The sequence below is a fragment of the Kitasatospora aureofaciens genome, from assembly GCF_001188955.3.
In the GTDB taxonomy this organism is placed as follows: domain Bacteria; phylum Actinomycetota; class Actinomycetes; order Streptomycetales; family Streptomycetaceae; genus Kitasatospora; species Kitasatospora aureofaciens.
Window position 1 is genome coordinate 1 of the sequence record NZ_JPRF03000015.1, and the last position, 23,323, is coordinate 23,323.

Genomic DNA, 23,323 nt, shown 5'->3' on the forward strand with positions numbered 1-23,323 from the left:
CGGCGAAGGAGCCGGACCCGGCGGCCGGGGCGGGCGAGCCGCGGGGCCGGCAGTCGCGGGCGCCACAGGTCCGGGCCCCGGGCGCACGGGCCACCGCCGCGGACGGCGGACGGGCTGCGCGCGAGGCCCGTTCCGGGCGGGACGGCCACGCGGTCCGCACCGGCCGGGAGGGCGAGCATCCGGACGGCCACGGCACGCACGACGGGGCGGAGGAGCACCAGGCCGAGGCCTGCGCTCCGGCACCCCGCTCGGCTCCACCGGTCCCCGCAGCGCGTGATCGCGCCGTAGGGTGAGGTGCGTGAATGACCGTTTGGTATGGATCGACTGTGAAATGACCGGCCTCGACCTCGACCGGGACGCCCTGGTCGAGGTCGCGGTGCTGGTGACGGACTCCGAGCTGAACATCCTCGGCGAGGGCGTGGACGTCATCATCCGCCCGCCCGTGGAGGCTCTGGCGAACATGCCGGAGGTGGTGCGCGTGATGCACACCACCTCCGGCCTGCTGGAGGAGCTGGAGCAGGGCGTGACCCTGGCCGAGGCGGAGGAGCGGGTCCTCGCGTACGTGCGCGAGCACGTGCCGGAGGCCGGGAAGACGCCGCTGTGCGGCAACTCGGTGGCCACCGACCGCGGCTTCCTGGCCCGGGACATGCCGACCCTGGAGAGGCACCTGCACTACCGGATCGTGGACGTCTCCTCGATCAAGGAGCTGGCCCGCCGCTGGTACCCGAAGGCGTACTACAACAGCCCGCCGAAGGGCGGGAACCACCGGGCGCTCGCGGACATCCGCGAGAGCATCGACGAACTGCGGTACTACCGCGAGGCGGTGTTCGTCCCGCAGCCCGGGCCGGACGCCGACACCGCGCGTGCCATCGCCGAGAAGTACCGGGCCGCGGCCGACTGATCCAGGTCGGCCGCGGGGCCCTCGCGGGGTCGGAGGGGGTGCCACCGTTCGCCGGAACGAAACCCTGGCGCGAGCACCCTCTCGGATCCTGTAGAGTTCTTCCTGTCGGAACGGGAACGCGAGAGCGGGAACGGACCGGACAGATGGTGGGTGTAGCTCAGTTGGTAGAGCACCTGGTTGTGGTCCAGGTGGCCGCGGGTTCGAGTCCCGTCACTCACCCCAGAGCCCGAGGGGCCGATCTCTTCAAGAGATCGGCCCCTCGGGCGTTTTCGCGTTGCCTCAGTTGTGGGCGGCGGCCCGGGCTTTCCGGTCGGCCCCTGCCGCAACAAGCTACCGGCTAGTAACATCGTCGCCATGACCACTCCTTCGATCGGCCAGATGCTCGACGCCACCGTGCCGATGGCGCACACTCTCAAGCTGGAGTACCTGGAGACCACCCCGGAGCGCGCCGTGCTCCGGCTGCCCGACCAGCCCGCGTACCACAACCACGTCGGCGGCCCGCACGCCGGCGCGATGTTCACCCTCGCCGAGTCCGCCAGCGGCTGCATCGTGCTCGCCGCCTTCGGGGACCAGCTGTCCCGGGCCGTGCCGCTCGCCGTGAACGCCGAGATCGCCTACAAGAAGCTGGCCATGGGCGAGGTCACCGCCACCGCCGTGCTCGGCCGCCCGGCCACCGAGGTCGTCGCCGAGCTGGACGCCGGTGGCCGCCCCGAGTTCCCGGTCACCGTGGAGATCACCCGCACCGACGGCGCCGTCACCGGTGTGATGACGGTCACCTGGACCCTGCGTCCCAACTCCTGACCGCCACGCGGTCGGTGGCCCCGGGAGCGCCCTTCCGGGGCCAACCGCGCGATGACTGTCCGTGACGGCGGGCGTGACCTCGACGTCAGCCCGCTCGTTCTCAACTCACGTGCGAGCCAATCACGCGACCGAGCCCCAGGAACCGGCCCCCCGCGGCGTCGCCGGAGCCCGACGGACCGTCGCCCGATGGCTGCGCCGCCCCCGCTCCGTCGCCGCCTGCGGAGCCCTGCTCGCACAACTCTGGGCCGCCGGCGCCCCCAGCGCGTACGCCGCGCCTGCCGAGCCGCCGTCCAGGCAGCCCGGGCCCGCCGTCTCCCGCACCCTGCCCGACGCACCCGCGCTCGACGGCCCGTCAGCCGTCCGCCCCGTCGAACCGGGGCGGCGGGGCGCCGCCGGAGACGGCCGCTCCCCCGGACTCGTCGGGGAACGGGCCGACGGCGGGCCGGCCGACGGGGCCGCCGCCGCGGTCGGTGACGTCCTCCAGGAGCGCATCCGGGCCGGTGGTCTCCCGCTGCCCGGCCAGGGGGCGGCCGTCCCCGACGCCTTCGCCCTCGCCTCCGGCCTGCTCGGCACCGCCCCCGCCGAGGGCCGTTCTACCGGGACCCGCGCCTCCCGCGAGGGCGAACCCGGCACGCTGCCCGCCACCTCCCGGCCCCGCTCCGGCTCGGCCGACCAGGGCCGCCCGGCCCCGTCCGAGACGGCCGGGACCACCGCGGTCCGGGACGCGGCGGCCGACGAGGGGCCCGCCTCCGCGGAACCCGCCGGCACCGCGGGGAACGCGCAGGAGGCCGTGGCCCCGGGCGCACCGGCTGCCGCACCGGCGGACGCGGGGACGCCCGAGGCGCTCGCCCTCGCCGACACGGCGTCCGCGACGTCCGGGGCGGCCGGCGCGGCCACCGCGACCGCGGTGCTCGCCCCCATCGCCGCCGGGCTGCTGCTCACCGGCGCGGCGATGTGCAAGCACCGGGGGCTGCCGCGCGGGCACTGAGCAGCGCGGGTGCGGATGCGGGTGCGAGCGCGGATGCGGGGGCGGGGGATCGTTGCCACGCGGGGCAGCTCGAGGGCCGGACTCAGGCTCCGGGGGCCAGTTCCACTTCCAGCAGCGGGAGTTCCCGCCCGGGTATCGAGCCGGAGGGGGTGCTGCCGATGCGGGTCGCGCCCATCGCCAGGTAGAAGGGCTCGGCGTTCGGGTCGGAATCGATGGTGAGGCGGCGCAGGCCGGCGGCCCGGGCCTGCTCCCGGACGTGCTCGAACAGCGCCCGGCCGATGCCGCCGCCGATCCGGTCGGGCTCGACGAAGAGCATGGCCAGCTCACCGGACGGTGCGGCACCGGTCAGCACGGCGAAGCCCAGCACCCGGCCGCCGTCCTCGGCCACCACCGTCGACGCCCGTTCCACGGCGGCGGCGTCCAGAGTCAGCTCCTCGCGGCACGCGGCCATGAAGGCCTCGTCGTAGCCCCAGTACGCCTTGGCCCGCAGGGCGATGCCGGTGAGCAGGCCGGCTTCGTCCGGGCAGGCGGGTCGGATGTGCATGCCGTCCCCTCACGTCGACAGCCGGACTCCCGCGGCCACTGTGCGCCGCAACTCGGTCGTCCGCAAACGGTTTTACGGCGCGTGCGGAAGGAGCCTACCGCCGTCAGCGGAAGACGCCCGGCGGCGGCGACGGCGAGGGGGCGGCCGTGGCGTCGGTGGCCGGGGTGGCGCCGGCGGTGAAGTCGGTGAGGGCGCGGCCGTGTTCGACCCGGCCGTGGGAGGAGTCGGAGGCGACCCGGCGGGTGAGGTCGGCGATCGGGAGCGGGGTGTGGGCGGCGGCCAGGACGAGGTTGCCGAAGCGCTTGCCGCGCAGCACGGCGGGGTCCGCGGTCAGGCACAGTTCGGGGAAGACCGCGCCGAGGGTGGCGACCTGGGAGCGGGCGAAGGGCAGGGCGCCGCCGTCGGCGATGTTGGCGGTGTACCAGCCGCCGGGCGCGAGGGCGCGGGCCGCGAGGGTGGTGAACTCGACCGTGGTGCAGTGGGCCGGGGTGCGGGCGCCGGAGAAGACGTCGGTGATGACCAGGTCGACGCTGCCCTCGGGAGTGCGTTCCAGCACGCTGCGGGCGTCCGCGCCGCGCACCTTGATCTGCCAGCCGCGCTCCAACGGGAGTTCGGCGCGGACCAGTTCGGTGAGTGCGGTGTCGATCTCGGCGACCTGCTGGCGCGAGCGCGGCCGGGTGGCGGCCACGTAGCGGGCCAGGGTGAGGGCGCCGCCGCCCAGGTGCAGGACGGTCAGCGGGCGCCCGGGCGGGGCGACCAGGTCGATCAGGTGGCCGAGCCGGCGCTGGTACTCGAAACCCAGGTGGGTGGGGTCGGCGAGGTCGACCAGGGACTGCGGGGCACCGTCGATCAGTAGCGACCAGGCGTGCGGACGGTCGCGGTCGGGGCGCAGTTCGGCCAGGCCGGAGCCGACCGGGCGGGTGAGCGGGCCCTGGGCGTGGCCGCGGCCGTCCGGCCCGGTGGTGAGCGCCGGTTCAGGGCTGCGCGCGGCCCTGTTGCTTCGTCCCATGTCGGCCATTATCGCCGCCGACGGGGCCGCACCCCCAGGTCAGGGGCGTGCTGCGGGGATCCGGCCGGAGGCAGGGGGCCCGGCCGGGTCCGCGCGGCACGCCCGCTAGAACGGGCCGAGGCCGCCGGCGGTGAGCGTGCAGGCGGCCTCGCAGAGGGCGGAGCGGAGCACCCAGGCGTCGGTGGGGCGGGCGGCGCGACCGGCGCCGGACGGCGGGATGACCCAGCGCGGGTCGGTGGCGGCGGGCACCAGGGCGCCGGCCGTACAGGAGGTGCCGGGCAGGTGCCAGGTCTCCCAGGTGCCGGCCGGGACGAGGAAGGCGACGGTGCTGCCGTTGCGGCTCTGCAGGACGGCCCCGCAGGCGCGGCGCAGCCGCAGGATGTCGACGGCCTCCAGGCCGTGCCGCAGGGCGACCGTCACGGTGTCGCGGTCGGTGACGAGGGTGTCCTCGGCCGGGACGGCGTACTCCCGGCGCGGACCGCCGCAGGAGCCGCGGCCGCCCTCGACCGGGCCCCGGCCGGGGACCCCCTCGTCGGCCGGATCCGGCAGCAGGGCCGGGGAGGCGGCGGCGAGCACGCTCCCGGCAACGGGTCGGTGCTGCGGCAGTCCGGTGGCCATCGCGGGCCCTCCTGTACCTCGTCGGGTCGGAAGCACTGCCGCCGCGGGTGGGGGCCGCGGGGCGGGGACGGGCCGGGGACGGCCTGGGCTTCCACGTACCAGGACAACGCGGCAGGAACACCGAAGGCCACGGGGCGCCTTACAGCAAGGCATGGCATTTCATGGCGGATACCCGGCAACAACGACCGCTTCGCCCGGGATTGTCCGCTGATGTCCCGCCAACCCCATGTGTCCGGCCGGTGACTCCGAGTACTCTCGGCGCCATGGCAGCCACCCCACCGGCCGAGCCGAACCGACCGTCCCCCAACACCGTGATGCGCGCACTGCGTGGCGACCGCTCACCCGGCGAGTTCGCCATGGCCGTCCGCCGGGCCGCCCGCGAGATCGGCGAGCACGTGTCCTGCGACGCCCGCTACGTCGGCCGGGTCGAGTCCGGCGAGATCCGCTGCCCCAACTACGCCTACGAGCGGGTCTTCCGGCACATGTGGCCGGGCCGCACGCTCACCGACCTGGGCTTCGCCCCTCGCACCGCCGTCCGCCGCCGTTCGGCGGACGGCACCGGGGGGACCGCGGCCGGGGTGGCCCCACCCGCTCCCCCGCTCCACCCGCCGTTCCCGCCCCTGCCCGCCCCGCGCTCACCTCTCTCCACCCAACTCCCGTACGCTGCCTCGCCGTACGCGGATCCAACCGCTCCGGACGGGCCCCCGCGGCCGAGGGCCGGCGCGGCGCCCCGGGGGCCCGATGGATCGCCCTATCTCGACGAGGAGAACGACGACGTGCGTCGCCGTACGTTCCTGGCCGGCGGCTCGACCGCGCTGGCCACCGTGATCGGCATCGACCGGCCGGCTTCCGCCGCCCAGGTCGCCGGTGCCGGCTTCGGACCGGCCGTAGGCCGCTCCGCCCTCCCCGGTGCGGAGTTCGCCGCGCCCTCGCTGCTCGGCACCGCACCCTCGCTGCTCGGCACCGAGCCGGTGGTGCCCGGCCGGCCGGGGCCGGTGCCGCCGCCGCGCAAGGTCGGCGCCGCCGAGGTGTTCGGCGTCGAACAGGCCGTCCGGGACATCAGACTGGCCGACGACGCGCACGGCGCCGACGCCCTGTACGAACTCGCCGGGCAGTCCCTGCGCAACGCCTACCTGCTGCTCAACGAGGGCGAGTACAGCGCCGAGACCGAGCGTCGGCTCCAGTCGGGGGCCGGTGAACTGGCCATCTCGGTGGGATGGTTGGCACACGACTCGAACCGGCTCGGGGACGCCCGCTCGTTCTACGCGGAGGCGCTCGCCACCGCCCGGATGGCCGGGGACCCGGCACTGGAGGCGCACGTCTTCTGCAACAGCGCCTTCCTGGCCCGGGACGCCGGGCGCCCCCGCGAGGCGCTGCGCGCGGCGCAGGCCGGGCAGTGCGCCGCCCGGGAGCTGGACTCCGCCCGGCTGCTCGCCCTGCTGGCCATGCGCGAGGCCGGCGCCTGGGCCGTGCTGCGGGACCGTTCCGCCTGCGAACGCGCGATCGGCCGGGCGTACTCGCTGTTCGACCGGGGACCGTCCGAGACCGACCCGGAGTGGATGTCCTTCTTCGGCGAGGCCGAGATCGCCGGCCTGCAGTCGCAGTGCTGGTCCGCGCTGGAGGACTGGGACCGCGCCAGCGACCAGGCCGCGCTGGCCATAGCGCTGCAGGAGCCGCACTTCGTCCGCAACCGGGTGCTGTACACCGCCGAACTGGCCCACGACCGGCTCGGCCGGGGGGACCTGGCGGGCGCGGCGCACCACGGCTCGGCCGCCGTGGCCCTGTTCGGCGAGGTGCGCTCGGCCCGGATCCGCAGCATGCTGGCGGACACCGCGGGGCGGTTGCGCCCGCACGTCGCGGTGCCCGAGGTCCGCCGGTTCCTGATCGGCTACGAGCGGGCCGCAGCGGCCTGAGCCGCGTCACGGTCCGTGTCAGTGACCGGACTTGAGCCCGTCCAGGTGGGACAGGTCGTTCCAGATCTCCACCGCCGGGGCGCCGTACTCCCAGGACAGCACGCACAGCGCCGCCGTACCGAGCTTGAACCGCTGGGCGAACTCGGGCGGCAGGCCCAGCCAGCGGGCGGCCAGGATGCGCAGCAGGTGGCCGTGCGCGAACAGCACGATGTCCCGGTCGGCGCAGTGCATGACGGTGGTGTCCGTCTCCGGGACGCCGTGCTCCTCGTTGAGGTCGGCGAGCAGGCCGTCGACCCGGGCGGCCACGTCCGAGAGCTTCTCACCGCCGGGCACTCCGTCGCGCCAGATCAGCCAGCCGGGGTGGTCGGTGGCCCGGATGTCGGCGCCGGTACGGCCCTCGTACCGGCCGTAGTCCCACTCCATGAGCTCGGGGCGCTCGACGGCGCGGTCGCCGAAGCCGGCCAGTTCGCAGGTCTCCTTGGCGCGGCCGAGCGGGCTGGTGTAGACGAGCGCGTCCGGCAGTCCGTTCCACGGGGCCTTGGCCAGTCGGGCGCCGAGCGCCCGGGCCATCGCCCGGCCCTGCTCGGTCAGCGGGATGTCGGTGCGGCCGGTGTGTTGGCCGGTGGCCGACCACTCGGTCTCGCCGTGGCGGACCAGCACGATTCGGGCGGGCATGGAGAGCTCCTCGCAGCAGGGCGTTCAACGGTCGGTCTCACCCTTGAGCACCGGGCTTCCATGATCCCCCACCCCGGCGGGGGACACGACGCGGGCCCCTGGGACCGGACGGAACCGGCACATCCGGCCGGAAGGGGCCGGTTCCGTCCGGCACCCGGGGCCGGTCCGCACCACGTTGTCGGACCCGGATGCGACACTGGGCCGCACCATGAACGTCTCGACGAACGTCCCGCTCGGCGGGCACGCTGAGCCGCTCGCCCAGCGGCTCGCCGAGCTGCGCGGACCGGCCCCGCAGCGCAGTCTGAACGCCCGCTCCCTCGCCGCCCTGGCCGCCAACCCGGGCTGCCGGCGCCGCGCCGTGCTGGACGCGGCCGGGGTGGACAAGTCCGTGCTGGCCGCCCGGCTCGGCCGGCCCGCCCCCTTCGGACAGTCCCCGTTCGCGATCGCCCGCGGCCTGGTCTTCGAGTCCCGGCTGAAGGCGGACGGTTACGCCGCCCTGCTGGAGCCGCTCCGCGCCCACCTCGGCGTCCCCGCGGACGACCGCGCCCCGCTGCTGGTCCCCGACCTGCTGCACCGCTCCGGCCCGGCCGTCCGCGCCGACCGGACGGCCGAGGCGCTGGCCCGGGCCGCCGCAGATCCGGACGCCTGGACGCTGCTGGACCACCCGATGCTGCGGCTCGCCGTGGCCGGCAGCACCGCCTACCTGGAGCCGGACGCCCTGGTGGTGCACGGCGGCCGGTGCACGGTGGTCGAGATCAAGTCCTTCCCGGTCCTGGACGGCGGCGCGGACCCGGCCAAGGTCGGCGCCGCCGCCCGGCAGGCCGCGGTGTACGTGCTGGCGCTCCAGCACGCCGCCGCCGCGGCCGCCGGGCTGCCGCTCGCCGACGACCCGTACACCGAGCAGCGGCTGCCGGGCAGCCCCCGCACCAGCGTGCTGCTGGTCTGCCCGAAGGACTTCGGCAACCGGCCGACCGCGGTCGCCGTCGACGTCCGCCGCGAGCTGGCCACCACCCGCCGCCAGCTGAGCCGGATGACCGGCATCGGCCGGCTGCTGGCGGCACTGCCGCCGGGCACCGACTTCGACCTCGCCACCGACGAGGACGGCGCCCCGGCCCGGAGCACCGAGCAGCTGACCGCCGCGGTCGAGGCGGTGCCCGCCGCCTACAGCCCGGACTGCCTCTCCACCTGCGAACTCGGCTTCCACTGCCGTGCCCGGGCCCGCTGCGACGACCGGGTCGAGCAGCTCGGCCGGGGCGTGCGCGGCGAGCTGGGCAGCATCCGTACGGTCGCCGAGGCGCTGGCCGCCGCATCCGGGGCGGGCACCCCGGACACGGCCGCCCTGGACGCCGACGACACGGACGGCGCGCACGAGGCGGCCGAACGCCTGGCCTACGCCGCCGCCCTGCGCGCGGAAGCACTGGGTACGGGGCACCCGGGTGCGGACCGCCTGGGTACGGAACGAAACCCGGCGGGCGCATGAGCGAGCGCAGCGAGCGAATCATCAAGAGGTGCGGGTGGGCGAATGCCCCTGCCGAGCGAAGCGAGGAGGGCGCATGAGCGAGCGCAGCGAGCGAATCATCAAGAGGTGCGGGTGGGCGAATGCCCCTGCCGAGCGAAGCGAGGAGGGCGCATGAGTCTCCTGACCACCCTCGCCCGGCTGGAGGCCGTCCGCAGCGGGCGGGCCGAGCCGCTGGCCACCGTCCGGCACCGGCACCTCTCCGAGCGCCCGATGGTGCTCGTCCCGCTGACCGCCGCCGGTGAGTCCGGCGCGCCGCTGGCCGTGATGCTGGGCACCGACCGGGACGCGCCCCGGCTGCACCTGGTGCCGCAGCCGCTCAACCGCACCCTGCGGTTCGACTTCCTGGCCGCGCTGGCCGCCGACCTGCTGCCCTACCTGGAGTCCTTCGGCGAGGACGTCGAGCAGATCGAGGGCTCCGAGAAGGACCCGGAGACCGGCGAGAAGACCCAGGTGTTCCGCGAGCTGTGCACCGACGCGCCGCAGCTGATCGTGCCCAACGCTGCGGGCGTGCACCACCTCGCCCTGATCGGCCGGTCGACCCGTTTCCGCCGCACCGCCGAGGACGCCGAGCCGGGCCCCCACCCGGCGCCGCTACGGGTGCCGCTGCTCGGCCGCTGGCTGACCCACCTCACCGACCGGGCCCAGGTGCCCGGCTCCAGCCTGCTGCTGCCGATGACCGGCCTGCTCGCCCGGCACTGGGCCACCGGCCAGAGCCATCTGGAGGACCAGCACCTGGCGGCCCGGCTGGCCTGGCATTTCCCTCCGCCGGGGCTGACCGGCGCGCAGGCCGCCGAGCTGGCCGAGTCCGAGCGCGACGAGCACGGGCAGCTGGTGCACCCGCCGGCCGGTCCGGCCACCGACCCGGCCTTCGACGCGGGGGTGCTCGCCCCGGCGATCGCCCGTTACGACGCGGCCGTCAACGCCCTGCAGCACAGCACCGAGCAGGGCGACGAGGCCGCTGCCGAGCACGCCCGGGCGGCCGTCCGCTCGGCCGTCGAACACCTGGAGCGGGCGTTGCGGGCCGTCCTGCTGCCCACCTGGCGGGACGTCTGGCAGGGCCTGGACCTGCTGCGCACCCTGCCCCCGGCCGGGCACCTGGAGGAGCGCTGGACCGGCGACCGCTGGTCCTACACCGGCCACCGGGACCGCCTCGCGGCCGGCGAGCCGCCGCAACCCCGGCAGGACGACGCCGTCACCGCGGCCCGCAAGCTCGCCCAGCGCGAGCGCGAGCAGGCCCGGCTGGACGTCCAGGAGGCGCTGGACGATCCGCTGGCGATGGCCGAGCACCGGTTGTCCGGTGAGGCGTTCAGCGGGGTGGTGACCGAGGTGGTGCTGGAGTACGACACCACCGGCCGCTCCCCCAAGCCGCGCCCGCTGGTCACCCTGCGCACCGCCGACCGCCCGCACGCCGACCTCGGCCGGGAGGCGCACCGGGTGCACGGCCCGTCCGCGCAGAAGGCGCGGATCGTGGCGGTCGACCCGGCCGAGGGCACCGTCACCCTGCGGGTGCTGTCCGGCATGGGCCGCAAGAAGGAGCCCGAGCCGGGCAGCCTGCCGGAGCCCGGCGAGCCGGTCACCTTCACCCTGTTCGAGTTGACGGTCCGCCAGTCGGCGCCGCTTCCGGAGCCGGACGACACCCCGTGGACCCACGGCGGCCCGCCCGGCACCGCGCCCGTCGCCGGCCCGTCCGCCACCGGCCCGTCGGCCACCGTCGCTGCCTCCGAGGATTGGGAATGATGAGCGAGCAGCCCCCGGGTGCGGCGGCCGACGCCGCCGTGGCCCGCATCCTGGCGGCCACCGTCCACCCGTCGGCCGGTGCGCCGCGCGGTGTGGTGGTGGACTCCCCGCCCGGAGCCGGGAAGTCGACCCTGGTGGTGCGGGCCGCCCGCGAGCTGGTGGCGGCCGGTGAACGGCTGATGATCGTCGCCCAGACCAACGGCCAGGTGGACGACCTGGTGGGCCGGCTGGCCGAGAAGGCACCGGAGTTGACGATCGGCCGACTGCACGCGGCGGACTCCCGGCCCGGGCCGGAGGTGCTCCGGCACGCCAACGTCACGCCCTCCGACAAGGTCGCCGACCTGGTCGAGCAGGACGTGGTGATCTCGACCTCCGCCAAGTGGCAGTGGGTGCGGGCCGAGGCGCCGTGGCGGCACGCGATCGTCGACGAGGCGTACCAGATGCGCTCGGACGCGCTGCTCGCGGTGGCCCGGCTGTTCGAGCGGGCACTGTTCGTCGGCGACCCGGGCCAGCTGGACCCGTTCACCGTGGTCGGCACCGAGCAGTGGGCGGGCCTGTCCTACGACCCGTCCAGCAGCGCCGTGGTCACCATGCTGGCGCACAACCCGCAGATCGAGCCGCACCGGCTGCCGGTCTCCTGGCGGCTGCCGGCCAGCGCGGCGCCGCTGATCTCGCGGGCGTTCTACCCGTACACGCCGTTCCGCTCCGGCACCGGCCCGGAGGACCGCCGGCTGACCCCGGCCGTCCGCCCGGACGGTTCGGCGCTGGACGCGGTGATCGACCGGGCGGCCGAGCACGGCTGGGCGCTGCTGGAGCTGCCCGCCCGGCACACCGTACGGACCGACCCGCAGGCGGTGGCGGCCGTCGCGGCCACCGTACGGCGGCTGCTGGAGCGCGGGCTGACCGCCCGGTCCGAGCAGGGCGAGGCCCCGCTCACCGCGGACCGGATCGCCGTCGGCACCGCACACCGGGACCAGGCGGCGGCCGTCCGGGCGGCCCTGCTCAAGGTGGGGGTGCCGGTGGACGGCACGACCGGGCCGGCCGTCACGGTGGACACCGCCAACCGGCTGCAGGGCCGGGAGTACGACGTCACCGTGGTGCTGCACCCGCTCTCCGGACGCCCCGACGCGACGGCCTTCCACCTGGAGACCGGCCGGCTCTGCGTGCTCGCCTCCCGGCACCGGCACGCCTGCATCGTGGTCGCCCGGGCCGGGATCGCCGAGCTGCTGGACGAACACCCCTCCACCGAGCCGGTGCAGTTGGGCGTCCCGGTGGCCTTCCCGGACGGCTGGGAGGCCAATCACCAGGTCCTCGAGCACCTGAGCGGCCACCGGGTCCACCTGCGGTAGTGCCGGTGGACCCGGCCCGGTGGTCAGTCCTCGGTCTCGCACACCGCGAAGGCGACCACGGACCCGCGCTCGGCCTGGGCGCTCCAGCCGGTCGCGTCGGCGGTCGGCCCGTTGGCGCGCACCGGTCCGGCCGCGTCGGGCTGGAGCCGGTAGCCGCCGCCGGTCAGGTGGGTGCCGGCCGGGCAGGTCGCGGTCGAGGCGCCGCCCGGGCCGCTCGGCGCCCCGGTGACGACCTTGGCGGTCTCGGCGGCGAAGGCGGGCACGGCGGGTGCGGCGGCCACGGTGGCCGCGGCCGCGGTCAGGACGGCGGCGGCCAGCAGGAGGCCGGTGAACGGTGCGCGCATGGGGTGCTCCCGGTGCGGTGAGGGCTTTCGGTGGACGACTTGCACAGAGCACAACCGGTTCGCATGCGATCTGGAAGCGCGGCGCCCGGAGCACTCCTCGGGCGCGCGCCCGGGAATAGCGCCCGCACGCGCACCGTTCCGCTACCGGCCGCCGCCGCGAGACAATGGACGACGGCCACAACCGGGCGGTGCGGCCCGGAGCAGCCCGCCCGCCTTCCCTCACCCGAGACCCCGGAGGTGTCCGTCCATGCCCGACTCCCCCGCCGAGACGCCCGAGCCCCCCAGGCGCCAGCGCCCCGCGCAGCTCCTGTTCGAGCCGCAGTCCGCCGAACCGGAGCCGGAACGATTCTTCGACCTGGAGTCGATCGACGACCCCGCGGAGCTGCTGCGCCGCTCCACCGAACTGGCCCTGGCCTTCCGGGCCGCCGCCGAGCGGGCCACCGACTTCCAGGCCGTCGCCGCCGCACAGCTCGCGGACCCGCGCCGGTTCGACGCGCTCTCGAACACCGAGATCGCCGAGCGGGCGGACTGGACCCCGGACTACGCCGCCAAGATGATCGAGTACGGCCGCGGCCTGCTCCAGCCGCGCCGGCACGAGGACTGACCCGCCGCGAGGACCGGTCCCTGGCATATGCCAGCGGCGGAGGGTACGCGATCGCCCGCCGACCTGTCCGGTGAACCGCGCTTTCCGCCCCATCGGGACCGCGCACGGCGCAGGCTGCTGGGCGTGGACATCTGGACGCAACAGTCGGTGGAGTACGTCTCCGCGGCCGGGGAGGCCTGGCTCGCCTCCGCGAGCGAGTTCCCGCGCGGCATGCGCGCCCTCTGGGAGGCCCGTCCGTGGGCGCCCTCGGTACTGCCCTGCGGGCGGGCCTTCGACGTGATCAGCATGCCGTCGCTGTTCGGCCGCCGGGTGCTGGACGAGCTGTGGGCCTCCGGCCCCGGCTGCGGCCCGGTCGCGGGCTACCGGGGGCGCACCCTGCTGTTCGTCCAGCCCGGCGCGGCGCCCCGGCTGCGCCGACTGCTGGCCTGGGAGGAGTGGGCCCGGGACGTGCCGCCGCTGCTCTGCCACGGCCGGGGCGACGCGGTGACGGTGCCGCCGCTGCAGCGGATGGTGCACGGCCCGGACTCCCCCGGCCAGGGCTCGGGCCGCTGGATCGTCGCCCCCGACGAGCGGGAGCCCTGGCTGCCCGGGGCCTCGGTGGTGCTCTGGGCCTGCGTACGGGCGGCGCGCGAGCCCGGCGTGGGCGTTCCGGCCGAGCCGGTCGTCGTGACGGGCGGGTGAACGGAAGGCGACCGGTATTCGATTTTGGCTCGGACGCGGGCCGCTGCTAGAGTCTTCTCTGTCAGCAGGCGCCGCTAGCTCAGTTGGTTAGAGCAGCTGACTCTTAATCAGCGGGTCCGGGGTTCGAGTCCCTGGCGGCGCACAGACAGCCGGAAGGCCCTTCGCTCTCGCGAAGGGCCTTCCGGCGTTTTCCGCCCGGGCACCGAACTGGGGCGGACGAGCCGGACCGCCCGCCGGAGCGGACGGCCCGGCCGGGGTTCAGCGGCCGCGCAGCGAGCGGTAGCGGGCGACCAGCTCGGCGGTGGAGCTGTCCAGCTGCTCGCCGCCCTCGCCGGTGAGCAGCACCGGCTCGATCCGCTTGGCGAGCACCTTGCCCAGCTCGACGCCCCATTGGTCGAAGGAGTCGATGTTCCAGACCGCGCCCTGGACGAACACCTTGTGCTCGTACAGCGCGACCAGCTGGCCCAGCACCGAGGGGGTCAGCTCGGCGGCCAGGATGGTGGTGGTCGGGTGGTTGCCCTTGAAGGTCTTGTGCGGGACGAGCTCGGCCGGCACGCCCTCGGCGGCGACCTCCTCCGGGGTCTTGCCGAAGGCCAGCGCCTGGGTCTGGGCGAAGAAGTTGGCCAGCAGCAGGTCGTGCTGGGCGACCAGGCCGGGGAGCAGGTCGGCGACCGGCTTGGCGAAGCCGATGAAGTCGGCCGGGATGACCTTCGTGCCCTGGTGCAGCAGCTGGTAGTAGGCGTGCTGGCCGTTGGTGCCGGGGGTGCCCCAGACCACCGGGCCGGTCTGCCAGCCGACTGGGGTGCCGTCGCGGGTCACCGACTTGCCGTTGGACTCCATGTCCAGCTGCTGGAGGTAGGCCGTGAACTTGGACAGGTAGTGCGAGTAGGGCAGCACCGCGTGCGCCTGGGCGTCGAAGAACGCGCCGTACCAGACGCCCAGCAGGCCGAGCAGCAGCGGGACGTTCTGCTCCGGCGGGGCGGTGCGGAAGTGCTCGTCGACCAGGTGGAAGCCGTCCAGCATCTCGCGGAAGGCGTCCGGGCCGATGGCGATCATCAGTGAGAGGCCGATCGCCGAGTCGTAGGAGTAGCGGCCGCCGACCCAGTCCCAGAACTCGAACATGTTGGCGGTGTCGATGCCGAAGTCCTGCACGCCCTGGGCGTTGGTGGACAGCGCGACGAAGTGCTTGGCCACCGCCTCGGTGCCGGCGCCCAGGCCGTCGAGCAGCCAGGACCGCGCGGAGACCGCGTTGGTGATGGTCTCGATGGTGGTGAAGGTCTTCGAGGCGACGATGAACAGGGTCTCGGCCGGGTCGAGGTCGCGGACCGCCTCGTGCAGGTCGGCGCCGTCCACGTTGGACACGAAGCGGACGTCCAGGTCGCGCTTGGTGTACGGGCGGAGCACCTCGTAGGCCATCGCCGGGCCGAGGTCCGAGCCGCCGATGCCGATGTTGACCACGGTGCGGATCGGCTTGCCGGTGTGGCCCTTCCACTCGCCGCTGCGGACCCGGTCGGCGAAGGCCGCCATCTTGTCCAGGACGGCGTGCACCTCCGGGACGACGTTGACGCCGTCGACCTCGATCACGGCGTCGCGCGGGGCCCGCAGCGCGGTGTGCAGGACGGCGCGCCCCTCGGTGATGTTGATCTTCTCGCCGCGGAACATGGCGTCCCGCAGCTCGGCGACGCCGGTGGCGGCGGCGAGGTCGCGCAGCAGCTCCAGCGTCTCGTCGGTGACCAGGTGCTTGGCGTAGTCCACGTGCAGGTCGCCGACCTGGAGGGTGTGGGTGCGGCCGCGCTCGGGGTCGGCGGCGAACAGCTCGCGCAGGTGGGTCTCGCCCAGCTCGGACCGGTGCTTGGCCAGGGCGGCCCACTGCGGGGTGCGGTCGAGCGGGGTGCGGGCGTCGGCGCGGGTCTCCGACATCGGTGGGTCCTCGATTCATCTGGGTGCAGAAACCGGCAGGGCCAGGCGTGAGGGTGTGTTCGCGAGGTCGTGGCGGTACTGGTGGTGCGCCGACTCCGTTGACGGCCTGCCCGGGTTCAGCCTATGCAACCCCGGAGGGCGTCGCGCACATTCCGACCGGCGCGCGCGGACTGCCCGTCACTTCCGTTCCGAGCGCAGGTCCAGTCCGCGCAGCACCTGGTCGACCAGTTCGGGGTCGGCGCCGAGCTCGCTGCGGGCGGCGAGCATCTCGCGCCGGGAGGCGGCGATCATCTCCTGCTCGACCTCCGCCGCGGCCCGCCACTGGGCGAGGCGCTGCCTGGCCTCGGCGGCCTCCTCCTCGGCGTACTTCTCCGGGCAGAGCCGGGCCAGCCGGTCGTGCTGACGGTCCCGCAGGCGGTCGGCGAGCTCGGCGGGCAGCCGGTCCTGCTCCTCCAGTTCGCCGAGCCGCTTGAGCCCGGCCTTGGCGGCCCGCCACCAGAGTTCGCGCACGGCCTGCTCGTGGCGGTCCTGGTCGATGTCCAGCTTGAGGCGCTTGGCCAGCCAGGGCAGGGTCAGGCCCTGGACCAGCAGGGTGAACAGCACCACGCTGAAGGCGATGAAGACCAGCCGGCCGCGCTCCGGGAAGTCCGCGCCGGAGTGCAGGGTGAGCGGGATGGCGAGGGCCAGGGCGACGGTGGCCACGCCGCGCATGCCGGACCACCAGAGGACCACGCTCTCCTTCCAGCTGAACGGGGTGTCCTCGTCGTCGCCCTTGCGCACCTTCTTCGACAGCCAGCCGGCGGGCAGCAGCCAGAGCAGCCGGACCAGCACCACGACCGCGATGACCACGGCGGCGTCGCCGAGGAAGCCGGTCCAGCCGCGGCCGGCCTCCGCGAGCACGGTGGCCAGCTCCAGGCCGATCAGGCCGAAGGCGACCCCGGTGATCAGGATCTCGACCACCTCCCAGAAGGCGTTGCCGACCAACCGGTAGGAGACGGCGTCGGCGTCGGCGGCCCGCTCGGCGAGGTAGAGCGCGCAGATCACCACGGCGAGCACGCCGGAGCCGTGGATCTCCTCGGCGAGGGTGTAGGCGGCGAAGGGCACCAGCAGGTTGAGCGCGACCTGCTGGGTCGGGTCGTCCAGGCGTTCGGCGAGCCTGGCGTTCACCCAGCCGAGCCCGACGCCGACGACGACGGCGAGCACCGCGGACAGCACGAAGCGCAGCGCGGCGTCGCCGACCGAGAAGTCGCCGCTGACCATCGCCTCGATGGACAGGGAGTAGATGACGATCGCCGTGACGTCGTTGAACAGGCCCTCGCTCTCCAGGATGGCCACCAGGCGCCGGGGCAGCCCGATGCTGCCGGCCACCGCGACGGCGGCCACCGGGTCGGGCGGGGAGACCAGCGCGCCGAGCGCGATCGCGGCGGCCAGCGGCAGCGCGGGCAGCAGCCAGTGCACGGTGCCGGCCACGGCGATCGTGGTGACCACCACCAGGGCGACGGCCAGCAGCAGGATCGAGCGGGCGTTGGCCTTGAAATAGCGGACCGAGGAGCGCCGGGCGACGGCGAAGATCAACGGCGGCAGGACCAGCGGGAGGATCAGCGCGGGCTGGATCTCGACGTTGGGGATCTGCGGGACGAGCGCCATGACGATGCCGAGCAGGGTCATCAGGACCGGTTGCGGCACGCCCGTCCTGCGGGCGAGTGGCATCGTCACCACGGAGGCGAGCAGCACCAGGAAGAACAGGGGCAGCTGGCCCACGGGGAAGTTCCTCTCGACGGCGGATCGACGGCGGATCGGCGGCGGATCGGCGGCGGATCGACGGCGGACGGCTGAGCGCCGCCCAGGATAAATCTGACAATGCGCCCATAGGTGAGGACACACCGAACGGGCGCTTGACCTCAAGCGCACTTCAAGTTCGAGGATCGGGGGCGTTGAGCGGCGGAGCGACGAGAGGAGCACCCATGAAGGCGGTCACCGTACCGGGGCCCGGCGGTCCGGAGGCCCTGCGGGTCACCGAGGTGCCCGACCCCGAGCCCGGCGCGGGGGAGGTCCGGGTGCGGGTGTACGCCGCCGGGGTGCAGCCGGTGGACCTCGCGATCCGGGAGGGCTTCCGTCCGCCGGGGATGACGGCCGAGCCGCCGTTCGTCCTCGGCAACGAGTTCGCCGGAGTGGTGGACCGGCTGGGGCCCGGCGTCGACGGTCGGCGGGTCGGCGACCAGGTGCTGGGCTTCCGGCTGCTGGGCTGCCAGGCCGAGCTGGTCGCGGTGGACGCCGCCCAGCTGGTGGCCAAGCCCGCCGGGATGCCCTGGGAGCAGGCCGGCGCGCTCTCCGCTTCCGGCCAGACCGCCCACCTGGCGCTCACCCTGCTCGGGGTCGGCCCCGGCGACACCGTGCTGGTGCACGGCGCCGCGGGCGGGGTCGGCACCGTCGCCGTCCAGCTCGCCCGGGCCTGGGGCGCCACCGTGATCGGCACCGCGAGCGAGCGCAACCACGACTACCTGCGGGAGCTGGGCGCCGTCCCGGTCACGTACGGCGAGGGCCTGGTCGAGCGGGTCCGGGCGGTCGCGCCGCAGGGAGTGGACGCGGCCTTCGACGCCGCGGGGCGGGGCGCCCTGGCGGCCTCCGTCGAACTGGTCGCCGACCGGGACCGGATCGGCACCGTGGTCGACTACCCGGAGGCCGAACGGCTGGGCGTCCGGGGACTGCGGGGGCCGCGCACGGCCGAGCGGCTGGCCGAGCTGGTGCGGCTGTGGGAGGCGGGCGGGCTCAGGCTGGAGATCGCCGAGACGCTGCCGCTGGAGAAGGCCGAGGAGGCGCACCGGCTGGTCGCGACCGGCCACGTCAGGGGCAAGGTGGTGCTCACCGCCTGATGCCCCCGGGGCCGTCCGGGCCGATTGTGTGTTTCGGCCGCTGACCAGGTAATGTTCTCCACGTCAGCAGGCGCCGCTAGCTCAGTTGGTTAGAGCAGCTGACTCTTAATCAGCGGGTCCGGGGTTCGAGTCCCTGGCGGCGCACAGACAGCCGGAAGGCCCTTCGCGAGAGTGGAGGGCCTTCCGGCGTTTCCGCGTCCCCGCGCTCGCCGGTGCCCCGTCTCTCCGGTGCCGCCCCCGCGCCCCGGCGCCACCCGCGCCCCCGTGCCCGGTCGGTGGCAGAAAAGGTGGGAAACAGGTCATTGCTGCCGTCCGGGGCCGCTGACAGGCTGGCCGCATGAGAGCGCGCAGCGTGGTCGTCGTCCTCTACGACGGCGTGCAGAGCCTGGACGTCACCGGCCCGGTGGAGGTGTTCGCGGGGGCGGGCGCGGCCACCCGGCAGCCGGGGGCAGCGTACCGGGTGACCACGGCCTCTCCCGGCGGTCGGCCGGTGCGCAGCGGCAGCGGGCTGCGCCTGCTGCCGGACGCGGACCTGGCCGAGATCGGGCCGGTGCACACCTTGCTGGTTCCCGGCGGGGAGCCCTTCGAGGACCCGGAGGGCGTCCTGGTCGAACGGATCCGGGAGCTGGCCGGCCGGGCCGAGCGGGTGGTGTCGGTGTGCACCGGGGCCTTCCTGCTCGCCGAAGCCGGACTGCTGTCCGGTCGCCGGGCGACCACCCACTGGGCGTACTGCGAGGAGCTGGCCCGGCGGTTCCCGGACGTGACCGTCGACCCGGATCCGATCCACGTCCGGGACGGGCACGTCGCCACCTCGGCCGGGGTCACCGCCGGGATCGACCTGGCGCTGGCCCTGGTCGAGGAGGACTTCGGGCGGGACACCGCCCTGCTGATCGCCCGTCACCTGGTGGTCTTCCTGCGGCGGCCGGGCAACCAGGCCCAGTTCAGCACCCAGCTGGCCGCCCAGGTGGCGGCCCGGCAGCCGCTGCGCGAGGTCCAGCGGTGGATCGCCGAGCACCCGGAGGCCGACCTGTCGGTCGAGGCGCTGGCCCACCGGTCGGCGCTCTCGCCGCGGCACTTCGCCCGGGCCTTCGCCGCCGAGGTGGGGGTGCCCCCGGGCCGGTACGTGGACGGGGTCCGGCTGGAGGCCGCCCGGCGGCTGCTGGAGGACACCGACGACGGCATCGAGGAGATCGCCCGCTCCTGCGGCTACGGCACCCCGGAGGCGATGCGGCGCGCCTTCGTCCGGTCCCTGGCCGCCCCGCCCGCCGAGTACCGACGCCGCTTCCGTTCCGCACCCGCTGGAGGTCACTGATGCGCATCGCCGTCCTGCTCTACCCCGACTTCACCACCCTGGACGCGGTCGGCCCGTACGAGGTGCTGTCCCGGATCCCCGGCGCCGAGGTGGTGTTCACCGCCGCCGGGCGCGGGCCGGTCCGCAACGACCTGACCAGCCTGGCGATCACCGCGGACGCCGCCCTGGACGAGGTGGACTCGGCCGACCTGCTGCTGGTGCCCGGCGGGCCCGGCACCGAGGCGCAGCTGACCGATGAGGCGGTGCTCGACTGGGTGCGCCGGATCGACGCGACCACCACCTGGACCACCTCGGTCTGCTCCGGCTCGCTGCTGCTGGGCGCGGCCGGGCTGCTCAGGGGCCGCCGGGCCACCAGCCACTGGGGCGTGCTGGATCAGCTCCCCCGGTTCGGCGCCGAGCCGACCGGCAGCGAGCGGATCGTGGTCGACGGCAAGTACGCCACCGCGGCCGGGGTCTCGGCCGGGATCGACCTCGCGCTGACGCTGACCGGTCTGATCGCCGGGGACGAGACCGCGCAGGCGATCCAGCTGCTCATCGAGTACGACCCCCAGCCGCCGTACGCGGCCGGCTCGCTGGCGAAGGCGTCCCCGGAGGTCGTGGCGGGGGCGCACCGGCTGCTTCAGGGCTGACGGCGGACCGCCGGGAAGCCGTGGCGGCGGGCGGCGAGGGTTAGCGCGAGGACGGACAGCAGCAGGGCGAGCACCGTCCAGGGCAGGGCGCCGGTGCCGAGCCGGCCGAGCACCAGGCCGCCGACCAGCCCGCCGCCCGCCATCGCGGCGTTCCACAGGGTGACCAGCATCGCCTGGGCGGCGTCCGCCCGTTCGCCGCCCGCGTCGCTGACGGCGGTCTGCAGCAGGGTCGGCACGCCGCCCCAGCCCAGGCCCCAGAGCAGGGCGGCCGGGTACACCAGCGGCGCGCTGTGCGACCCGAGGCCGAGCAGGGTCGCGGTCACCGCGACCAGCAGCGCGCCGCCGATCGTCAACTGCCGCAGCCTGCGGTGGATGTGGGCGCCGACGAGCCAGACGCCCGCGAGCGAGGCCAGTCCGAAGACCAGCAGGACGGAGTCGGCGGACCCGCCGAGCCCGGCCCGGGCGAGGAAGGGCGTGACGTAGGTGAACAGGATGGTGTGGGCGAGCACGAAGAGCACCGTCACGGCGAGCACCGGCACCACCCCGGGGACGCCGAGCGCACTGCGCACCGGGGCGCGCCCGCCCCCGGGCCGGCCGGACTGCTCGGGAAGCAGGGCCGCGATCCAGCCGATCACGCCGAGCGCCAGTGCCGTCATGGCCAGGAAGGGCACCCACCAGGCGAGCACCTGGCCGAGGAAGGTGCCGATCGGCACTCCCAGGGACAGCGCCACCGGCACTCCCGCCATCGCCACCGCCATGGCCCGCCCCTGCTGGTCGACCGGCACCAGCCGCCGCGCGTACCCGGCCAGCAGCGCCCAGGCCAGGCCGGCCGCGACGCCCGCGAGGAAGCGGGCCGCCAGGGTGAGCGGGTAGCTGGTGGAGGCCGCGGTGACGGTGTTGGCCAGCGCGAAGCCGGCCATCGCGGTAAGCAGCAGCCGCTTGCGGCCCCAGCCGGCGGTGGCGGCGGTGAGCGGGATCGCGGTGGCGGCGGTGCCGATCGCGTAGACCGTGACGGCCTGCCCGGTGGCGGATTCGCCGACGCCGAGGGCGTCGCTCATCCCGGGAAGCACACCGGCCGGCAGGGTCTCGGTGAGCGCCGTGACGAAGACGGCGGTGGCCAGGGCGAGCAGGGCGGGGAGCGGAAGCGCCTTGGGGGATACCGTGGTTGTGAGCTGTGTGGTCGCCATGGGGACCATGCTTGGACCTCACACCGGTGTCAGGTTCAAGCACGGTCCCCGACGTCGGGTCAGCGGCCGAAGTAGCCGTCGAAGTTCTTGGAGAACTCCCGCCCGCCGAACTGGTCCCAGTTGATCGACCAGGCCATCAGCCCGGCCAGGTTCGGCTGGGCACCCGAACGCGGCACGTACGCCCCGCAGTTGGTCAGTTTGGTGAGGCAGTCCAGCGCCTTGTCCACCTCGGCCGGGGCGACGTAGCCGTTGCCCGCGTTGGTGGTGGCCGGCATGCCGATGGCGACCTTGGAGGCGGGCAGCGGCGGGAACACGTTGTTGGTGTTGCCCGCGACCGGGAAGCCCTTGAGCAGCAGGTCGGTCATCGCGACGTGGAAGTCGGCGCCGCCCATCGAGTGGTACTGGTTGTCCAGGCCCATGACGGAGCCGGAGTTGTAGTCCTGGACGTGCAGCAGGGTGAGGTCGTCGCGCAGCGCGTGGATGACCGGCAGGTACGCCCCGGCGCGCGGGTCCTGACCGCCCCACGGGCCGGATCCGTAGTACTGGTAGCCGAGTTGGACGAAGAAGGTCTCCGGCGCCATGGTCAGCACGAAGCCGGGCCCGTACTTGGCCTTGAGGGTCTTCAGCGCCGAGATCAGGTTGACGACGACCGCGCTCTTCGGGTTCTTGAAGTCGGTGTCGCCGGTGTCGAGGGACAGCGAGTGTCCCTCGAAGTCGATGTCCAGGCCGTCCAGGCCCCACTTGTCGATGATCGCCGAGACCGAGCTCACGAAGGTGTCCCGGGCGGCGGCGGTGGTCAGCTGGACCTGGCCGTTCTGGCCGCCGATCGAGATCAGCACCTTCTTGCCCCGGGCGCGCCTGGCGGCGATGGCGGCCTTGAAGTCGGCGTCGGACTCGACGGTCGGGCAGTCGGTGGCCGAGCAGCGGTTGAAGCGGATGTCGCCGGAGGTCGGGGAGGTGGGCTCGCCGAAGGAGAGGTCGATGATGTCCCAGGAGTTGGGGACGTCGGCCATCCGGGTGTAGCCGGCGCCGTTGGCGAAGCTGGCGTGGAGGTAGCCGACGAGGGTGTGGCTGCCGGAGGGGGTCCCCGTCGGGGTGCCGGTGGGCGTGCCCGTGGGTGTCGGCGTGGGCGTGGGCGTGCCGGTCGGGGTCGGGGTCGGGCTGGGGGCGCCCGGGCCGTCCAGCGAGACGTCGTCCGCGTAGTAGGTGCCCTGCCCGTACCAGCCGTGGGTGTAGACGGTCGCGCTGGTCTGGGTGGCGCCGGTGGTGAAGCTGACGCCGAGCTTCTGGTACGCGCCGCCGGTGCCGGGTGTCGAGGTGCTGGGGCCGCCGCCGTCGACGCCCAGGTAGACGTACGAGCCGTTGACCCAGGCGCTCAGCGTGTAGGTGGTGCCGGGCGCGACGGTGACGGTCTGGGCGCACTGCGCGGTGTCGCCCGCGGTGGCCGCGGCGGCGAGCGCGTGGCTGCCGCCGTGCACCGGGCCGGTGACGACGCTGCCGGAGCCGCCGGAGCAGCTCCAGGGGCCGAGCGAGCCGGACTCGAAGCCGCCGTTGACCAGGAACTCCCCGGCCGAGGCGGCGGGCGCCAGGCCCAGGGTGACGCCGACCAGGGTGGCGGCGGCGACGGCGGATGCGGTGCCGGCGGCGAGCGCGGCACGGCGGTGTCCGTGCACGGTGGGATTGCGCATGCGGGTGCTCCTGCGGTGGCGCGGTCGTGGG

The 23,323-nt window shown here is 74.8% G+C and carries 22 protein-coding genes and 3 tRNA genes; 15 read left to right on the plus strand and 10 right to left on the minus strand.

The window, feature by feature from the left end:
• A partial coding sequence (locus HS99_RS45775) for a hypothetical protein (RefSeq protein WP_211295895.1) occupies nt 1-218 on the minus strand: 218 nt, incomplete at its 3' end.
• 80 nt (nt 219-298) lie between these two features.
• Between HS99_RS45775 and orn the strand changes: the two genes are divergently transcribed.
• The 4 genes from orn to HS99_RS08005 all read left to right on the plus strand — a co-directional run bounded on the left by orn (nt 299) and on the right by HS99_RS08005 (nt 2,690).
• On the plus strand, nt 299-901 hold the full coding sequence (gene orn, locus HS99_RS07990; protein ID WP_030290017.1) for an oligoribonuclease: 603 nt from the start codon (nt 299-301) through the stop codon (nt 899-901).
• A gap of 146 nt (nt 902-1,047) precedes the next feature.
• Nucleotides 1,048-1,123, plus strand: a tRNA-His gene (locus tag HS99_RS07995).
• A 132-nt stretch (nt 1,124-1,255) separates the two neighbouring features.
• A complete protein-coding gene (locus HS99_RS08000) occupies nt 1,256-1,702 on the plus strand; it encodes a DUF4442 domain-containing protein (RefSeq protein ID WP_030290018.1) in 447 nt (148 codons plus the stop codon).
• Between the two features lie 109 nt (nt 1,703-1,811).
• Complete coding sequence (locus tag HS99_RS08005; protein WP_030556886.1) at nt 1,812-2,690, plus strand: hypothetical protein; 879 nt, start codon at nt 1,812-1,814, stop codon at nt 2,688-2,690.
• A gap of 82 nt (nt 2,691-2,772) precedes the next feature.
• Here the strand turns inward: HS99_RS08005 and HS99_RS08010 are convergent, their stop codons facing one another.
• The 3 genes from HS99_RS08010 to HS99_RS46400 form a co-directional block, all read right to left on the minus strand.
• Nucleotides 2,773-3,234 carry a GNAT family N-acetyltransferase gene (locus HS99_RS08010; RefSeq protein WP_030556887.1) on the minus strand — a complete coding sequence of 154 codons (462 nt, stop codon included), beginning with the start codon at nt 3,232-3,234 and terminating at the stop codon, nt 2,773-2,775.
• Nucleotides 3,235-3,337: 103 nt separating this feature from the next.
• Nucleotides 3,338-4,243, minus strand: coding sequence for a spermidine synthase (locus HS99_RS08015; RefSeq protein WP_046385945.1), 906 nt, complete (start codon nt 4,241-4,243; stop codon nt 3,338-3,340).
• Between the two features lie 105 nt (nt 4,244-4,348).
• The gene (locus HS99_RS46400) at nt 4,349-4,861 is read right to left on the minus strand and encodes a hypothetical protein (RefSeq protein ID WP_050366775.1); all 513 of its coding nucleotides are present in this window, start codon (nt 4,859-4,861) and stop codon (nt 4,349-4,351) included.
• Between the two features lie 263 nt (nt 4,862-5,124).
• On the opposite strand from HS99_RS46400, the gene HS99_RS08025 reads away from it, so the two are divergent.
• Nucleotides 5,125-6,774: an NsdA family TPR-like regulatory protein gene (locus HS99_RS08025; protein WP_030290025.1), complete on the plus strand. Its 1,650-nt coding sequence runs from the start codon at nt 5,125-5,127 to the stop codon at nt 6,772-6,774.
• 18 nt (nt 6,775-6,792) lie between these two features.
• On the opposite strand, the gene HS99_RS08030 is transcribed toward HS99_RS08025, so the two are convergent.
• On the minus strand, nt 6,793-7,449 hold the full coding sequence (locus HS99_RS08030; RefSeq protein WP_030556888.1) for a histidine phosphatase family protein: 657 nt from the start codon (nt 7,447-7,449) through the stop codon (nt 6,793-6,795).
• Between the two features lie 208 nt (nt 7,450-7,657).
• Between HS99_RS08030 and HS99_RS08035 the strand changes: the two genes are divergently transcribed.
• The 3 genes from HS99_RS08035 (at nt 7,658) to HS99_RS08045 (ending at nt 12,054) form a co-directional block, all read left to right on the plus strand.
• Nucleotides 7,658-8,929: a hypothetical protein gene (locus tag HS99_RS08035; protein WP_046386771.1), complete on the plus strand. Its 1,272-nt coding sequence runs from the start codon at nt 7,658-7,660 to the stop codon at nt 8,927-8,929.
• Between the two features lie 150 nt (nt 8,930-9,079).
• Nucleotides 9,080-10,705 (plus strand): hypothetical protein, encoded by a 1,626-nt coding sequence (locus HS99_RS08040; RefSeq protein WP_046386770.1) that lies wholly within the window; start codon nt 9,080-9,082, stop codon nt 10,703-10,705.
• A complete protein-coding gene (locus HS99_RS08045) occupies nt 10,702-12,054 on the plus strand; it encodes an AAA family ATPase (protein ID WP_030290029.1) in 1,353 nt (450 codons plus the stop codon). Before HS99_RS08040 ends, HS99_RS08045 begins: the two co-directional genes overlap by 4 nt.
• 23 nt (nt 12,055-12,077) lie before the next feature.
• On the opposite strand, the gene HS99_RS42355 is transcribed toward HS99_RS08045, so the two are convergent.
• Nucleotides 12,078-12,398, minus strand: coding sequence for a hypothetical protein (locus HS99_RS42355; RefSeq protein WP_030290030.1), 321 nt, complete (start codon nt 12,396-12,398; stop codon nt 12,078-12,080).
• Between the two features lie 247 nt (nt 12,399-12,645).
• Here HS99_RS42355 and HS99_RS08055 point away from each other — a divergent pair, with 247 nt between their 5' ends.
• From HS99_RS08055 to HS99_RS08065, 3 genes are all read left to right on the plus strand, one after another.
• Nucleotides 12,646-13,002 (plus strand): DUF8844 domain-containing protein, encoded by a 357-nt coding sequence (locus HS99_RS08055; RefSeq protein ID WP_030290031.1) that lies wholly within the window; start codon nt 12,646-12,648, stop codon nt 13,000-13,002.
• A gap of 123 nt (nt 13,003-13,125) precedes the next feature.
• Complete coding sequence (locus HS99_RS08060) at nt 13,126-13,683, plus strand: bifunctional DNA primase/polymerase (RefSeq protein ID WP_046386769.1); 558 nt, start codon at nt 13,126-13,128, stop codon at nt 13,681-13,683.
• Nucleotides 13,684-13,751: 68 nt separating this feature from the next.
• A tRNA-Lys gene (locus HS99_RS08065) sits at nt 13,752-13,825 on the plus strand.
• Nucleotides 13,826-13,941: 116 nt separating this feature from the next.
• On the opposite strand, the gene pgi is transcribed toward HS99_RS08065, so the two are convergent.
• On the minus strand, nt 13,942-15,603 hold the full coding sequence (pgi, locus tag HS99_RS08070) for a glucose-6-phosphate isomerase (protein WP_030290033.1): 1,662 nt from the start codon (nt 15,601-15,603) through the stop codon (nt 13,942-13,944).
• 177 nt (nt 15,604-15,780) lie between these two features.
• Nucleotides 15,781-17,364: a Na+/H+ antiporter gene (locus HS99_RS08075; RefSeq protein ID WP_030290034.1), complete on the minus strand. Its 1,584-nt coding sequence runs from the start codon at nt 17,362-17,364 to the stop codon at nt 15,781-15,783.
• Between the two features lie 203 nt (nt 17,365-17,567).
• Between HS99_RS08075 and HS99_RS08080 the strand changes: the two genes are divergently transcribed.
• The 4 genes from HS99_RS08080 (at nt 17,568) to HS99_RS08095 (ending at nt 20,417) form a co-directional block, all read left to right on the plus strand.
• The gene (locus HS99_RS08080) at nt 17,568-18,476 is read left to right on the plus strand and encodes an NADP-dependent oxidoreductase (RefSeq protein WP_030290035.1); all 909 of its coding nucleotides are present in this window, start codon (nt 17,568-17,570) and stop codon (nt 18,474-18,476) included.
• Between the two features lie 70 nt (nt 18,477-18,546).
• Nucleotides 18,547-18,620 (plus strand) — tRNA-Lys (locus HS99_RS08085).
• A 193-nt stretch (nt 18,621-18,813) separates the two neighbouring features.
• Nucleotides 18,814-19,788, plus strand: coding sequence for a GlxA family transcriptional regulator (locus tag HS99_RS08090; RefSeq protein WP_030290036.1), 975 nt, complete (start codon nt 18,814-18,816; stop codon nt 19,786-19,788).
• A complete protein-coding gene (locus HS99_RS08095; protein ID WP_030556896.1) occupies nt 19,788-20,417 on the plus strand; it encodes a DJ-1/PfpI family protein in 630 nt (209 codons plus the stop codon). The genes HS99_RS08090 and HS99_RS08095 overlap by 1 nt, the downstream gene beginning before the upstream one ends.
• On the opposite strand, the gene HS99_RS08100 is transcribed toward HS99_RS08095, so the two are convergent.
• Nucleotides 20,408-21,604: an MFS transporter gene (locus HS99_RS08100; protein ID WP_030556898.1), complete on the minus strand. Its 1,197-nt coding sequence runs from the start codon at nt 21,602-21,604 to the stop codon at nt 20,408-20,410. The two genes, HS99_RS08095 and HS99_RS08100, sit on opposite strands and share 10 nt — an antisense overlap.
• A gap of 59 nt (nt 21,605-21,663) precedes the next feature.
• A complete protein-coding gene (locus HS99_RS08105; protein ID WP_030556900.1) occupies nt 21,664-23,292 on the minus strand; it encodes a chitinase in 1,629 nt (542 codons plus the stop codon).
• Nucleotides 23,293-23,323 lie beyond the last annotated feature (31 nt).